13 protein-coding genes and 1 pseudogene are annotated in these 14,348 nt (G+C 39.0%); 3 read left to right on the forward strand and 11 right to left on the reverse strand.

Annotated features, from left to right (window positions below):
- Window positions 1-197: 197 nt before the first annotated feature.
- The 3 genes from Q8G36_RS06550 to Q8G36_RS06560 are packed head-to-tail and all read right to left on the reverse strand — an operon-like array spanning window position 198 to window position 2,066.
- Window positions 198-446, reverse strand: a complete 249-nt coding sequence (locus tag Q8G36_RS06550; protein WP_305159997.1) for a hypothetical protein — start codon at window positions 444-446, stop codon at window positions 198-200.
- A 17-nt stretch (window positions 447-463) separates the two neighbouring features.
- On the reverse strand, window positions 464-754 hold the full coding sequence (locus Q8G36_RS06555) for an SAV0927 family protein (RefSeq protein WP_192205254.1): 291 nt from the start codon (window positions 752-754) through the stop codon (window positions 464-466).
- Between the two features lie 34 nt (window positions 755-788).
- A complete protein-coding gene (locus Q8G36_RS06560; protein WP_305159998.1) occupies window positions 789-2,066 on the reverse strand; it encodes a Glu/Leu/Phe/Val family dehydrogenase in 1,278 nt (425 codons plus the stop codon).
- Window positions 2,067-2,573: 507 nt separating this feature from the next.
- Here Q8G36_RS06560 and Q8G36_RS06565 point away from each other — a divergent pair.
- Window positions 2,574-2,853: pseudogene (locus Q8G36_RS06565) on the forward strand (transposase); the annotation flags it as partial.
- An 8-nt stretch (window positions 2,854-2,861) separates the two neighbouring features.
- On the forward strand, window positions 2,862-3,092 hold the full coding sequence (locus tag Q8G36_RS06570) for a hypothetical protein (protein WP_305160153.1): 231 nt from the start codon (window positions 2,862-2,864) through the stop codon (window positions 3,090-3,092).
- Between the two features lie 36 nt (window positions 3,093-3,128).
- Here Q8G36_RS06570 and Q8G36_RS06575 read toward each other — a convergent pair whose 3' ends face one another.
- Window positions 3,129-4,475 (reverse strand): APC family permease, encoded by a 1,347-nt coding sequence (locus tag Q8G36_RS06575; RefSeq protein WP_305159999.1) that lies wholly within the window; start codon window positions 4,473-4,475, stop codon window positions 3,129-3,131.
- A gap of 164 nt (window positions 4,476-4,639) precedes the next feature.
- Window positions 4,640-4,780 (reverse strand): hypothetical protein, encoded by a 141-nt coding sequence (locus Q8G36_RS06580; RefSeq protein ID WP_305160000.1) that lies wholly within the window; start codon window positions 4,778-4,780, stop codon window positions 4,640-4,642.
- Between the two features lie 115 nt (window positions 4,781-4,895).
- On the opposite strand from Q8G36_RS06580, the gene speB reads away from it, so the two are divergent.
- A complete protein-coding gene (gene speB, locus Q8G36_RS06585) occupies window positions 4,896-5,864 on the forward strand; it encodes an agmatinase (RefSeq protein ID WP_305160001.1) in 969 nt (322 codons plus the stop codon).
- 233 nt (window positions 5,865-6,097) lie between these two features.
- On the opposite strand, the gene Q8G36_RS06590 is transcribed toward speB, so the two are convergent.
- The 6 genes from Q8G36_RS06590 to Q8G36_RS06615 all read right to left on the reverse strand — a co-directional run bounded on the left by Q8G36_RS06590 (window position 6,098) and on the right by Q8G36_RS06615 (window position 13,341).
- Entirely contained in the window at window positions 6,098-7,162 is a 1,065-nt protein-coding gene (locus tag Q8G36_RS06590) for a M14 family zinc carboxypeptidase (RefSeq protein ID WP_305160002.1), read from the reverse strand.
- A gap of 262 nt (window positions 7,163-7,424) precedes the next feature.
- Window positions 7,425-8,618 (reverse strand): M14 family zinc carboxypeptidase, encoded by a 1,194-nt coding sequence (locus Q8G36_RS06595; RefSeq protein ID WP_305160003.1) that lies wholly within the window; start codon window positions 8,616-8,618, stop codon window positions 7,425-7,427.
- Between the two features lie 536 nt (window positions 8,619-9,154).
- Window positions 9,155-10,246, reverse strand: a complete 1,092-nt coding sequence (locus tag Q8G36_RS06600) for a GerAB/ArcD/ProY family transporter (RefSeq protein WP_305160004.1) — start codon at window positions 10,244-10,246, stop codon at window positions 9,155-9,157.
- Between the two features lie 13 nt (window positions 10,247-10,259).
- Complete coding sequence (locus Q8G36_RS06605) at window positions 10,260-10,493, reverse strand: hypothetical protein (RefSeq protein WP_305160005.1); 234 nt, start codon at window positions 10,491-10,493, stop codon at window positions 10,260-10,262.
- 6 nt (window positions 10,494-10,499) lie between these two features.
- A complete protein-coding gene (locus Q8G36_RS06610) occupies window positions 10,500-11,687 on the reverse strand; it encodes a Ger(x)C family spore germination protein (RefSeq protein WP_305160006.1) in 1,188 nt (395 codons plus the stop codon).
- Between the two features lie 25 nt (window positions 11,688-11,712).
- On the reverse strand, window positions 11,713-13,341 hold the full coding sequence (locus Q8G36_RS06615; RefSeq protein WP_370694041.1) for a spore germination protein: 1,629 nt from the start codon (window positions 13,339-13,341) through the stop codon (window positions 11,713-11,715).
- Between the last annotated feature and the right edge of the window lie 1,007 nt (window positions 13,342-14,348).

Genomic DNA, 14,348 nt, shown 5'->3' on the forward strand with positions numbered 1-14,348 from the left:
AGCGAGTCCAAGGGAGACCCCACAGGCGCAAGTGCGCCGAGGAGGCTCCCGGACCGCCCGCGAAAAGCGAGTGCCTGAAGTGGAAATCAACGTCCAAATTTGTACAAGCCAAAAAAAACTGTAGACAAACTCGATTTTCATCGAGTTTGTCTACAGTCTGAGAAGATGAATCATTTCATCTTCTTTTCATTTTTATATTAATCGCTGCCGGTAACAAATAAATCTTCTTTAAAATAGGCGAGGACCTCGCCGGCCACCACTGGTTCGCCCTCCAATACCTCCAATGATTCAATTTTCCCGCTGACACCCATGTCAATGATTTCCACACGTCCATCTGCCTTCTTAATCTGAAATAATTGTTCCCATTCATAAAATCTGGAATTTTTGGATATTGAAATTTTTTCAATCCTGCCATCACAAGGGCTAAGAATCACATCAACGTACATTTACATCATTCCTTCCTTCAGTATTCTTCAAAATGAAATGGGGTTTGTAAGACTAATTTGAGAAAGTTTTGGAACTCATGTATATCTTCTTGTTCAATGCCAAGGGTCGGAGCCCAGTACTGATCTAAATTAATATCATTGGCACAAAGCAGGATCATTCTTCCGCTTTGCATGGAAGTCACCATTGCTTTACCGAAAAACTGGGCCGAATATACAATGGTCACATCATATCTATAATCTTGTGACAATAAGCAATAATGATGAATAGCTTGGTTTTCTTTATTTTCGGAAAGAATATCAAAATTCAACGGATTGCCTCCTTTCTTGTAAACCCTAATTCGTTCAGAACCTGACCCAACCTCGAAGCTGGGATGCTTCTGCTATTTTGCGAATCCCTTCAATGTAAGCAGCCACTTTCATGTTCACTGAATATTTTTGTGAGGTATGATATACATTCAAAAAGCTGGCCGTTATCTTTTCCTTCAATCGTTCATCCACAAGCTCTTCCGTCCAGTAATAACCTTGGTTGTTCTGGCACCATTCAAAATACGAGACTATCACCCCTCCTGAATTCGCCAAAATATCCGGGACTAGCACTATACCTTTATCATCGAGAATCTTGATCGCTTCCTTTGTTGTCGGCCCATTTGCTGCTTCGATCAGGATTTCACATTTTAATCGTTTTGCATTATCTTTATTCACCACTCCGCTAATAGCTGCGGGAATCAGCACATCACACTCTTTTTCCAATAATTCTTGATTGGATAATGAATCTTTGTATACGTTCGAAACGACCCCAAACGAGTCCCTGTTCTCCAAAAGGTAAGGAATGTCCAAGCCGTTCGGATCATATAAACCTCCAAGCTCATCCGCTATTCCGACAACCTTAGCCCCCATTTCATGTAAATACAATGCTAAATGACTGCCAACATTCCCGAAGCCCTGGATGATTACCCGCATGCCTTCAATAGGAATCCCCTTTAAATCACATATCATTTGAAGTGTATATAATACTCCCTTGGAAGTGGCTTTTTCCCTGCCCTTCGATCCTCCTAATCTCAGAGGCTTTCCTGTAATGAAGCCTGGTGAATCGAATTCCCTGATGTGATCGTATTCATCCAGCATCCAGGCCATGATTTGTGAATTCGTATACATATCAGGTGCCGGAATATCTTTTGTAGGGCCCACTATTTGACTTACTGCCCTGACATACCCTCTGCTTAATCGTTCTAGCTCAGATGAACTCATCTGTCTGGGATCACACACAATGCCACCTTTTGCCCCTCCATATGGAAGGTCGGTTATTCCGCATTTCAAGCTCATCCATCCGGCCAATGCCTTAACTTCTTCAGGAGTGACATCCGGGTGAAACCGAATTCCCCCTTTCGTTGGACCGGCTGCATCATTATGTTGAGCCCTATACCCTTGAAACATCCTAGTCTCCCCATTATCCATTTGAATAGGAATACAGACTTCCAGAAAACGCATTGGCGCTTTCAGAAAATCAAAAACCTGATCTGGATAGTCCAAAACATGAATCGCTTCTTTTAAGATATCCTGGAATTCTTGCAGTGGATTATCCAATTGACGTTTTTCAATTACCTTAATTTTCTCTGTCATTTTAGCACCTCACTTTTATTCTTATAACTTTATTAAGCAACTTTCATGCCAGGTTTGAGGATATAGTGTGGATAGCAATATACCGCCATTTGCAATCATCAATATGACACATACATTCATCAGGACATATGTATTAATTCATAAGCAATTCAGGTTTGCATATGTAAAAAGTGATGATTAAAAACATAAAAAAAACGCATCCTTTTTAGAATGCGTCAGACTGTAAACAAACCCCGATAATAATAAATTCTAACGTGGCCTCCAGGCACTCGCTTTCCGCGGGCGGTCCGGGAGCCTCCTCGGCGCCTTTGTGCCTGCGGGGCCTCCCTCGACACGCTTTTCCCGCAGGAGTCTCGCACCTTCCGTTCCATTCAACTTTGTTTATCTTTTAAATAGAACCCTTTTGCCTACCAGTCTTATTTGTTTTTAAAAAAGAAGTATTAAAGTTTGAAGTGAAAAGGATACTTTCTAACATGATTCTATTAAGCGAAATCGACTTTAAATGTTATTTTATGTCATTTGGCGCCATCGAAACATTTGGTTCGTATAATTGAGTCCGCCATTGATATCTCTTTCATTTATGACTTGGTGAAAGATATGTATTCAGAGGTAGTACGCCCAAGTATTGACCCAGTGATTTTGGTTAAACTGACATTCATTCAATCTACCTATTTATTCGATTGATGCGTAAGACCATTGAAGAGGTAAATACGAACGTGGCCTATGCTGATTATCAGGTTATGTCATACATGATAAAGGACCTCACTTCTCTACTACTTATGGAAAAATTCGCTGATGCAAAAGAAAAGCCATGGCATGCTTTGGACAACAAGCGGACGTAAAATATTGTCGATGCAGGCGACGCTTACCTTCGCTGCCAGGAATTTAAGAAGATATCCAACTGGACAGGCAAGGGCCAGAAATGGTCGCGGTCATTTATTCTTTAAACCTGCTTCAAATCCAATTAAAAATCAAAAAGGTTCCGGAATGAAACCATTCCGAAACCTTTTGAAGTCTATTAACTGAAGCATCCTTATCGGATGCGTTTTTTCTTGGAAAATCTCATAGCTGAATTTCTTCAACTTGGTATTGGGGCGGAGCCTTCCGGAATGCCTTTGTGATATATAATAGATAACAAAAGCCAATAATGAACCAACTTGTCCCCATTATTAGGGAACTTGCCTCAAGGTTGATCCAAAGAATGCTAATTGCTATGGCTCCAATTAAAGGCATAATTAAGTATTGAATACACCCCTTTATCGTTCGATGCTTCTTTTCCCGAATGATAAAATGGCTGATCACTGACAGATTTACAAAGGTAAATGCCATTAATGCACCAAAGTTGATCAGTGACGTTGCTGTGACTAAATCAAAGAATAAAGCCGACAATGAAATGACTCCGACTATGAGTACATTAATGGCTGGTGTCTTCCATTTAGGGTGAATAAACCCAATCCATTTTTCCGGAAATACTTTATCACGTCCCATAACATACAAAAGACGGGAAACGCTGGCATGCGATGCTAGTCCCGAGGCTAGCGTATTGACGAAAGTGGTACAAAGAAAAATGGATTGAAATAGCTTCCCGCCTACATAAAGGGCGATTTCCGGTAATGCAGCATCCGGTTCCTTAAAACGGGATATATCCGGAAAAAAGAGCTGAATAAAGAAAGATGCGGTAATGAAGATGATTCCACCCCAAAGTGCAGTTAAAAATATCGCTTTTGGTATCGTTTTTTTCGGATCCGGCGTTTCCTCAGATAGTGTCGTTACCGCATCAAATCCCAAAAAGGAAAAACAAAGGATCGTGGCCCCGGTTATTATGGCCGAAACGTCCATTCCTTCTTTTATGAAAGGGATTATTGTAAACACTTCTCCTGTACCTTCTCCATTATTCAAACCTTTGACAACAAGAATGATGAACACTGCCATGATGGCAATCTGAATTAAAACAAAAAGCGCATTAAAGTTAGCTAGTACATTGACGCTCCTGAGATTGAGAATGGTGACGATTGCAACGAACACTACTACCCAAATCCATGTAGGAACTCCTGGAAATAATGCTGTCAGATAAATCTTGGTCAACAATGCATTTACCATAGGTAAAAACAAATAGTCTAACAACGAAGACCATCCTACCAGGAATCCTAAATGCGGGTTTATGGCCTTTTGCGTATAAGTGTAGGCAGAACCTGCAGCAGGAAAAACCTTTACAAGTTCTCCATAGCTTGCAGCTGTAAAAAGCATCCCCACCAATGCAACGATATAGGCAGTCGGCACATGGCCGCCCGTAATCCCAGATACAATGCCGAATGTATCAAATACGACCATGGGGGTCATATATGCTAACCCCATCATAACGATTTGCCATAATTTCAGTGATCTTTTCAATGTAACCTCATTTTCCATCTATCATTCCTCCTTGAAACCGCTTTCAAACTAGTAGGTTCAATTTCTTTACTAGATTAATCTCATTCCTCCCTCTTTTATAAAAGTTTTACATGTATACCTTAATGCAATTTATGTGCCACATGATTTCGGTTTACTTTGACAAACGAAAAACGCCTAAAATGCTACTTAATTCCTGTATTTTTAACGGAAAATGATTGATTCATGGAAATGAAGTCTTTCAGCATCTCTTCCATCGGCGATTCAATTTCCCATAAATTATTCGCCTTTGCATACACAAAGCCAATGTTATCTGGTAAAAACACTCATTAATTCACTTACTTTGACTTGGCATGATAATTGCATGATTAATCATCTATAGGAATTCATTTATATGAATTTCAAAACTATTAAGTTATAAGAAAATGGAGGAATAGAAAAATGAAATATCCTTTATCACCTGATGTTAAACCAGAGTTTTGTACCACGGGATCATTTATGCGCTTACCTTCTACAAGAGAAAATGCCAAATTGGCAGTGGTAGGTATGCCTTTTGATACAGCTGCTTCATTCAGGGTAGGAGCCCGGTTTGCTCCACAGGCGGTCCGCCAAGCATCCATGACGTTGTTTCCTTATCATCCCATTCACAAGGTATTTCCGTTTGACGAATGTAATGCCATTGATATTGGGGATGTTTCGGTGATTCCCCATAATATACATCGAAGCTATGAGTTAATTGAAAAGGCTATGTCAGACTTGATGAAAAACGGGATCATTCCAATAGGCATCGGAGGAGATCATTCAGTAACATTGGCTAATCTAAGAGCAGCCGCAAAAATACACGGTCCTGTTGCACTTCTTCATTTTGATTCACATACTGATACCTGGGATACTTACTACGATGAAAAATACTGGCATGGTTCCCCGTTTATCCGTGCATATGAGGAAGGCTTGCTCCAAACGGATAAAGTTTTCCAGATTGGCATCAGAGGTACGCTCAATCATCCAGGAGATATAGATTCAAGTACAGATCTAGGCTACAATGTGATAACTACGCCCGAGCTGAAGAAAAGAGGAATTGAAGATGTCGTGAAGGAAGTCAGGAAAGCCATTGGGGATACACCATGTTTCTTGACCTTTGATATTGATTTTGTTGATCCGTCCTGCGCTCCTGGAACTGGCACATTGGAGGTCGGCGGTCTAAATAGCTTTGAAACCCTAGAGATGATACGCTCTCTGCAAGGATTCAACTTTATTGGGTTCGACCTGGTGGAAGTCCTCCCGCCGTATGATCCAACACAAATTACTACACTATTGGCAGCCACCATCATTCATGACTTTGCCAGTTTAGTAGCCTTACAACTAAAAGAAGAACAAAAAAAGGAGAATTCAACCGAAAAAAGCTTATAGGAGCAAACAGTAACTATGAAAGAAGGACATCATTTCAGGTCGATACTGTTACCGTTCAAAAGGCATCTGCTTTTAGTGAAAGCAGATGCCTTTTTTCTATGTAATCTTTTCTCTTGTCCTGCTATTTCCACTATAAATCATTTTCATATAAACTGATGAACAAGTTCGAGCTTCTATCGGTGTGGGAAAATAAAAAACACATCCCATCAGAAAAAATGGGATGTGTCATCATTTTATTCGTCCGATTCTGCCCCAGGACGATTGTATTGTGTTGGCAGCGTGTCCCAAAAGCTTGCATCAGCAGTTTCAATTGAATCATCGGCAATAGCCCTGACAGCTGCATCCAAAGTGGTTACCGTTTGCTTTATTAGATAGCCATTACTTTTTTGTCCAAGCGCTACTGACTCGACATTGTGGTCCGACATACCTCGCATCTCAAAGAGCAGTGTAGCAATATCATAACGAACGGCTGCACCATTACGGCCTATATTTACTCCAGAACCGCCATCATACCTACCAATATGCCCCCAACCAGTTGGTTCAATGGAGTTATATACAACAGCACCCAGTTTTTTTGACGCTTCTAACACTTCAGGCTTTACGTTTGCGTTTGTAGGATAAAGAATTGAACCTGAAACAAGTTCACCGTCCGTTTCACTTAGCGTCCCTTGATGATGTAAATCTATCATATAATCTATATCGTATTTCGCAAATACATTTTCGTGTAAAGCCTTTACCTCTACTTGCATGGAATCAGTTTTTTTATCATGCTCACGGTTCAAGTCGATCCCATTTGCATTTGCCCGTGTTAGATGCCGATCACCTTTTGCTAAATAGTCATCAAGAGGGAAATTAACATCTCCCATGGCCCCATCTGCATTTAACATGGGTATGATCAGGATATTAACATTTTCCAATAAACCTTTAGTCTTATCCGTGCCTAGATGTTTAATGAATTCGAGTGCACCCTCAGTAGTCAGTTGTTCATTTCCATGCTGTTGAGTTAAAAATAGTATAGTAGGATTTTCAGGATTTGACATGTACTTCGCTAGGTAAATATCCCTCCCTTTTACCGTTTGCCCGATTACTTCCAGTGCCAGCTTTTCTTGTTTAGCATCCTGTGTTTCAAGATAGCTTACCAAGCTTTCATATGTATGAAGATTTGAAGTTGTCACTTGACCATTTCCAGCACTGGGGCCATTTCCAACCGCTCCGACTGGTAGCGCAACAGCTGTTACTGCGCTTAACGTCATTAAACTAGATAATGAAACTGATAGAACTTTCTTTTTAAAATTCAATAAAAACCCTCCTTATCAAATATAATAACCATAAAAATAACTATTAATAATATTCTGACATTTTTACTACTTTATGTTAATAGTGAAAAATAACTATGTTTCCAAATAGTTTTCTTCTACACAATATAACTTGAAAGGAATTACTTCTACAAAGGCGGTATTCCAAATAAACATTTTCTGTTCCCGATGAAGAAAAACCAGGCGGGTACCCGTCTGGTTACTTCAATCTATACTGGAAGTTGATAAAAGTATCCAATTTTCATTATTGCCTGCCCTCCGTCAGTGGAATTGATTCGTATTGTTCCGGATTGATTTTATATACAGAACCATCAGTAACTCCATCAATTATCCCATATAACCCTCTTTCCACTGCTTTAATAAGCATGCCTTTTTTCTTTTGGCCAAAGGACTGTGTTTGGCCTCTAACTTCAAAGAGTACTGTCCCACTTCCGTTTAAAGCAAAGGCTCCTAAAGCCGTTCCAGGAAGGTTTTGGTTTTGCGGATATAAGGATATATTTCCATATGGAGAATTACCTTGTTCTTTCATGGCATTATATACCGCTACATTCAATTGTCTCGAAAAATCATAATTATAATTTTTTGCATATTTGGCATACTCTTGTCCCGAAGCCGTGCTTGGATCAGGAACAAATTGGGCGGAAAGCGAGTATGTGACTATATCATCCGTTCCATCAACTTCATAATAGGGAGCTTGGTGGTGCAAGTCCACAAAAATCTCCACCTTTCCGTATTGCTTCAGTAGAGACTTGTAAACATCACGTGTTGTTTGTGATTCAGGTGTTATGAACCAACCAGGGGCGGATGATTTTCCAGGGAAGTCTTTAAATTGAGGAATATAATTTAAATCAGGATTAAAGTCACGATTGACATCGAAACCAGGTTTGGACTCATAATCGAATGATTCATTTTTGTATGTATAATAGTTCCATGATGGATTAGCTCCTGCTAACTGCGGAAACTGTTCCACGGCCTCTGCCCAGGTCATATCATTTCCACGACGGTTCAATTCAGCAGCATCCGGATTCATTTTAGGCAAAGCGACAAGGGTAATTTCTTTACGAATTTTCTCCGCTTCAGGAGAATTGGTCCCCAAAAACTTCAAGATATTCAAGATGGCATCCGTTCCAGTTTTCTCATTTCCATGGATCTCACTTTGAATGAAAACGACTTTGTCGCCTGTTCCCACGGTTGCTTTATAGATTTCTCTATTTCTATTGGAATATCCAGCTACATCCACTTTTACTTTACCTTGGCTATCACTCGCAATTTGTTCTAGCTTTTTCCCTAGTTCAGCATGATCTGTAAAACCTGAAACCGAATAAGCTTGTTGAATGGGTGTCCCCGGGGATGTTTCATTAGCTGCAAATGTTGGTACCGCAAAACTTGCCGATAAAACAGCAACTCCTAGAGTTGAAACAATTTTCCTGGTTTTCATATTACAACAATCACTCCCTTAAAATTAACTTTCTATCTCATTATACAAAATGGAAAAGTAGAAATATGTTGGAATTTGATGTCGTATTATGGCTTTTTTGATTCGGGAACCTGCTTTAAACATTGAAGTATTGTCCATTTTCTTACAAGGGTTTTTGGACGGACTAAAATCACACATTTTGTTCTGTTTTCTTTCCAAGACGAACTGACTAAATCGTCCTTACCACCTTTCTCTATATCCCTCCTCCTTTTCCTCTGTACAGATTTTATCTATGAAGAAGGAAGGTTTTCCAAATTGCCAAGTAACTATAGGATTTCTGCTACGTCATTATTCAGAATCGTGATTATATGCTATTTGAAAAAAATGCCGATTTTCCCATACAAAAAGATTCGCGACATGTGTATCACGGATAGTTCCCGGAAGTCCTTAAACATGTAAAAAAGTCGTCAAGTTGCAGCGAATCCTGTCTCTTTTGTGATTAATTCCGTCAGCCGCTCTAGATGCATCAACCACTTGAACATCAAATGTGATGCAAGCTACCCTTTCTTTTTCTTAATTTTCCCAACCAATAATAATAACAAAGGCAGGATAAAACAAATCGTTAAGGAAAAAGGTGTCCAAGCTGTAGCCATAAAGTTCTGATAATGCACTATATCGGGATGCGAAAAGATGGTAAAAGTGAGAATTAAAAAAGCTAATGGGAAAAGAAGAATTTTGTAATTTTGCATACCTAGCAATTGAGCTAGTCCTAAGGCGAGTCCATAAAAGCAAATGGTCAACTTAAAATACTCTGTAAATACCCAAATGAATGCCACAATGATCTCGACCCTTTCAAAAAATTCACCAATGCTTATCCTCATCCCCAGTTTATAAGAAGGATAGGTTAATCTTGCTGTATTAGAAGCATCCAATACGAGGATACTGAAAGTAATCACTAAGAAAAGAACGCCGCCGCCTAATAAAGTCCCTAAATAAAAGTTTTTCTTCATTTCAGCCTTTTCCGTTACATTTGGAGTGATCATTAAAAAGAAAACAAGCTGAACATAAGGCAGTGCTAAAGAGTGATAGGATCCCTTCATTATCGGTATCATGCCTTCTTCAAATATAGGTTGCATATTTTCGAATTTGATATCCGGAATAAGAAATCCGAATAATATGAAAAGCAGCAGTACAAGCCAAGGAAAAAAGATTAATGCAGTTCGGCAGATGACTTCCAATCCTAGCCGTGCACCAAATAAGCTTGTTAATATAAACAAGATCATAATCATTTCCATAGGTGTATCAACCAGAACCTGTGTCGAAAAGAAATTCCCAATTTCACTAAGTAATGCAGAAGAAAGGTAATATATATAAAATAGGAATAGCAGGGCCGAGATTTTCCCGATCCATTTCCCTAATATTTTTTCATTAACTTCAATATAAGTCATGGATGGGTAAAGTGAGGAGAGCCGGGTAAATAAGAAAACGAAGCATAAACCGACGAGAGTAGCTATAATATAGGCAATCCAGCCATCCTGTTTTGCTAATGAGACAAGTACGGAAGGTAAAGTAAGTATCGCTCCTCCTATGGTGAATATGATGACTAATATAAGAAATTCACCAGAGCTGATTTTTCCTTTTTCGAGCATATTCGATACCTCCCTAGGATAAAATGCGATCCATGAAATGAGCGAGTGGACTATATATTTTCGTTATCCAGTCTATGGGAGTGGGAATGGTAATATCCTTGATAATTAAAATACTCAACGTCATGCCAACTAAAAGCAATAAATTAAAAATGATAATTTCCTTCCAGCACTTCTTTTTAATGAGAGGAGGCATTTCGAAAAATGAAATAATAACTCCAGTACATACTGTTCCGATAATTGCCCACATTGATCTTTACTCCTCGATTTCTTTTTGAAAGGATTCTGATATCGTCCCTAAATTGCGAATCTTTGCTTTAACGGTTACATTCACGTCCAAATTTGCGAATTCCTGTTCCCAATTTCCTTCTAAACGTTTCCATGCTTTAGGATCAGTTCTATGAATTTCTTCACCAAAACCAAAGATGTCACTTTGATACTTCTCTTGAAGCGTTTTTATCGCCCCTTCTATTTTAGCTTCAATCGTTTTTTCATACCTTTTATTCAATTCTTCGATTTTTTCGGGTTTAGTTAAGTCAATTGTGCATTCTACTTCACCTATACCCCCTTCTGACGTGACATTTATATCAATTTTTGGATTTCCTTTTTCCATTTTCCCCTTGATTTTCGTTTTTGAACTAGTCGTGTTGACCGAAATTTGCTCCCCTTCACATGGAATATTCTCCACAGTGGACTTAACATGATCTGTAATGTAACTAACACCTTTACTGTCGCTTCTGTTTAACCAACCTACAAGTTTATCCTTCTTGAATACTCCAATATAATCCAATCGCAAGCCGGATTTCGGGGAGATATTTTGTGCATTCGTAACATTGCTTCCTGATTCGGGATCACCATAAACGTAAATCCCCGTTAGCATGGCCTCACTGCCTTTGCTGACGATACTGCTGACCAGCTCATCCAAAGTGACCGTCCTTGTCGGCGCCCATCCTTTCTCTGAATTTTCCAAGGAGTCATAAACTTTATTTGCCGGAATTTTTTCAAGAGCCGTTTGCACATTAAGCGTATCATAAGCAGTTGAACCCTTCGCAACTGTCATATAGAAATCGGAACGCAACTCCTTTTGCCGGGAAAGGACATCCAGAGTTTTTGCAATTCCTTCCCTGGCCATTTCCTCACCAAAGACAACTTCACGAAGATGTGCTACATATAACCTCCTTGGTATATCAGTTGATAGGCTTCTTATTGCTTCATAAATGGTTGCACCGCTTTTCCTGAAGGTTACAACTTCCGTGCGACCAGACTTGGCATCACCTGCCAGCTCGCTCGAATTCAGAACTTGGACGGATACAAGATAACCATCTTCTGTTTTATCAATTCCCATGGCAGTAACGATGGCAAGTTCATTCAACTCAATGCTGCTCCAACAGCCGGATAAACAAATCATAGATAACATTAAAAATACCTTCAGCATTTTTTTCATCGTAAACCCTCATTATCTCATCATTTTATCTAGGTGGTTTTGGAGGACTGACATCTCCTCTGTCTGTATTGTTTTTACCGATCAAACGAGGCCGCTTTAATAATGACCAATGTGGCAATCGGATGATATTGTCTTTTTGATCTTGTAAAATGAATGGTGCATTTGGAGCTAAATATGGTAAACCAAAGGATCGCAAGCTATTTAAATGTAGGACCATCACGATCAGCCCCAAAATGATCCCGTATAATCCAAATGTAGCGGCAAGGATCATAAACAAGAAGCGAAGCATCCGAAAAGCCATGGCCATACTATTGGATGGGAACACAAAGCTGCAGATGGCTGTTAAGGACACGATGATAACCATTGTTGCTGAAACGAACCCTGCTTCGACAGCAGCCTGCCCAATAACTAATGCACCTACGATGGAAATGGATGAACCGATTGCCCTAGGCATCCTCACACCTGCCTCACGCAAGATTTCAAACACGACCTCCATTAGCACCGCCTCTACAAAAGCTGGAAAAGGAACACCCTCTCGTTGTGAGGCTAGACTTATGAGTAAAGGAGTAGGTAGCATTTCTTGATGAAAGGTTGAAACAGCTATATATAGTGACGGTGTAAGCAAAGCAAGGAAAAAGGATAAATACCGTAATACTCGAATTAATGTTGCAATGTCTGCCCTTTGATAATAGTCTTCACTGGACTGAAAAAAATGCACCATAAGTGCTGGAACGATAAGGACAAACGGCGTTCCGTCAACTAGTATCGCAATCCTTCCTTCTAAAATGGCAGCGGCTACAGCATCAGGACGTTCCGTATTATAAACGGTTGGAAATGGAGTATATACTTCATCCTGAATAAGCTCTTCAATGTAACCACTCTCAAGAATCGCATCTATATTGATTCGATTTATCCGGCTTTGCAATTCTGAAACCGTTTTATCATTGGCAACACCTTTTAGATACATAATCGCAACGTCTGTTTGCGTTTTTTCTCCAATCTGTTTTGTTTCAAGCCATAGGTTAGGATCTTTTATTCTACGTCGTATTAAAGCAGTATTCGTTCGCAGTGTTTCAGTGAAACCATCCTTTGGTCCTCTTACTACTGTTTGGGAGGAAGGTTCCTGAACTCCGCGATCGGCCCAATCTCTTGATCCGAGTGCCATTCCTTTTGGGGTACCGTCCATCAATAACATCGTGTCTCCCGATAAAACATGGTTAAAAAGTTTTTGAAAATCAGTTATTTCCACTATTCCACCTACAGGAAGAGTATGTGATTTTATCATTTCAAAACAGTCAGATGGATTAAGGACCGCTACGTTCAAGTCCGAGTTCCGAATTTCAACCATCAAAGTGTTGAGGATGAAATCTTGGATGGAAGCTGAATCCGTTAATCCATCTGTGTAAACAATGCCTAATTTAATTTCCCCATTTTCACCTGCTTGAAAATCCCTTATAACTATGTCTGAACTATTTCCTAACGTTTTTTTAATATGGTCTAAATTATATTGAAGATCAGAAGATATAAGTTTTGTTTGATGATTCTTTGTGTCTTTACTTCGGTTTTGGGCTTGAACTGGATTTTGATTTTTAGTTTTGCTGGAGTTTGGATTTGCGCTTTCATTTAGGTCTTCTTGTTGTTTTTTATCTTTCACTGATTGTTTATCTTCAATTAACTTCCTTAATGGGATAGGAACTCGAGATTTCAATGCTAACCCCCTCATAGCCAAAAGCCTGTTAAAATTATGTTTTCACCTTGGCTACAATTATATCCATCTAAGTAAAATAAATTGCAATCAATAAAGAGCTAAACCATTGGAGACAGGATAACTTTATCAAAATTTTACTTTTTTCTTCAACAAACACGCCCTATTCTTGAAGCTTGATGATTTAATTAAAGGTTGTTGAAGGAGGCTCGGATATTAACCATTCTGAAAAGCAAATATCTCTTTTAGAGTCAGATCAGCAGGTATAAATAGACATTAAATAAGGATTTTCTTTGACAACATCCGATGTAGGCATTTTCCGCTGAAAATACAGATTGTATTTGTAGCTATAAGTGAAAGCGATTTCCTGAAGTGTTATGATTGATGACTGAGAAGATGAGGAATGTAAGATTGCTAACCCGTTCGTTGAAAGAAACTGATTATATTGGTTACGTAATGGAAAAGCTGAAACTACCCATATTTCTTTATTAGAGGGTGGGGCGGATGCCACGGAGAGACATCAATTTGCAAGTTATGTTTTAGGAAGAAAATAAATGCGGGTGACTTTTTGCAACGGATAAGCAATGATTGCTTTTTTTTTGGTTCATTACTATGTATTTCAAACTAACAATTTATTTTTATGCATGGGTTTTAAGCCTTTCCCACGTGTTTAAACTATATGACTATCGTTTTCTAACTTATCCTCTGGGAATGATCACTATGGTTTTATCTCTAGTGATAAATGAAAATATAGTCGAATCAAATAAACAAGCTGAATTATGGACTTCTTACTCTCTGTCTTTTGGACATTTTTTCCTTTTTGTTGTTGGTAGTTTGTAAAATAAATTCCAAGGATGAGAAAAACGGTTTATAAGATGATTTTGATGAATAGCTGATTTTCTATATTTTCGGAAAGAATACCGATCCTTCAATAGATTGCCTTCTTTCATGAGCTA

Origin of the sequence: Peribacillus frigoritolerans (assembly GCF_030676415.1) — a bacterium.
GTDB classification, from domain to species: domain Bacteria; phylum Bacillota; class Bacilli; order Bacillales; family DSM-1321; genus Peribacillus; species Peribacillus frigoritolerans_A.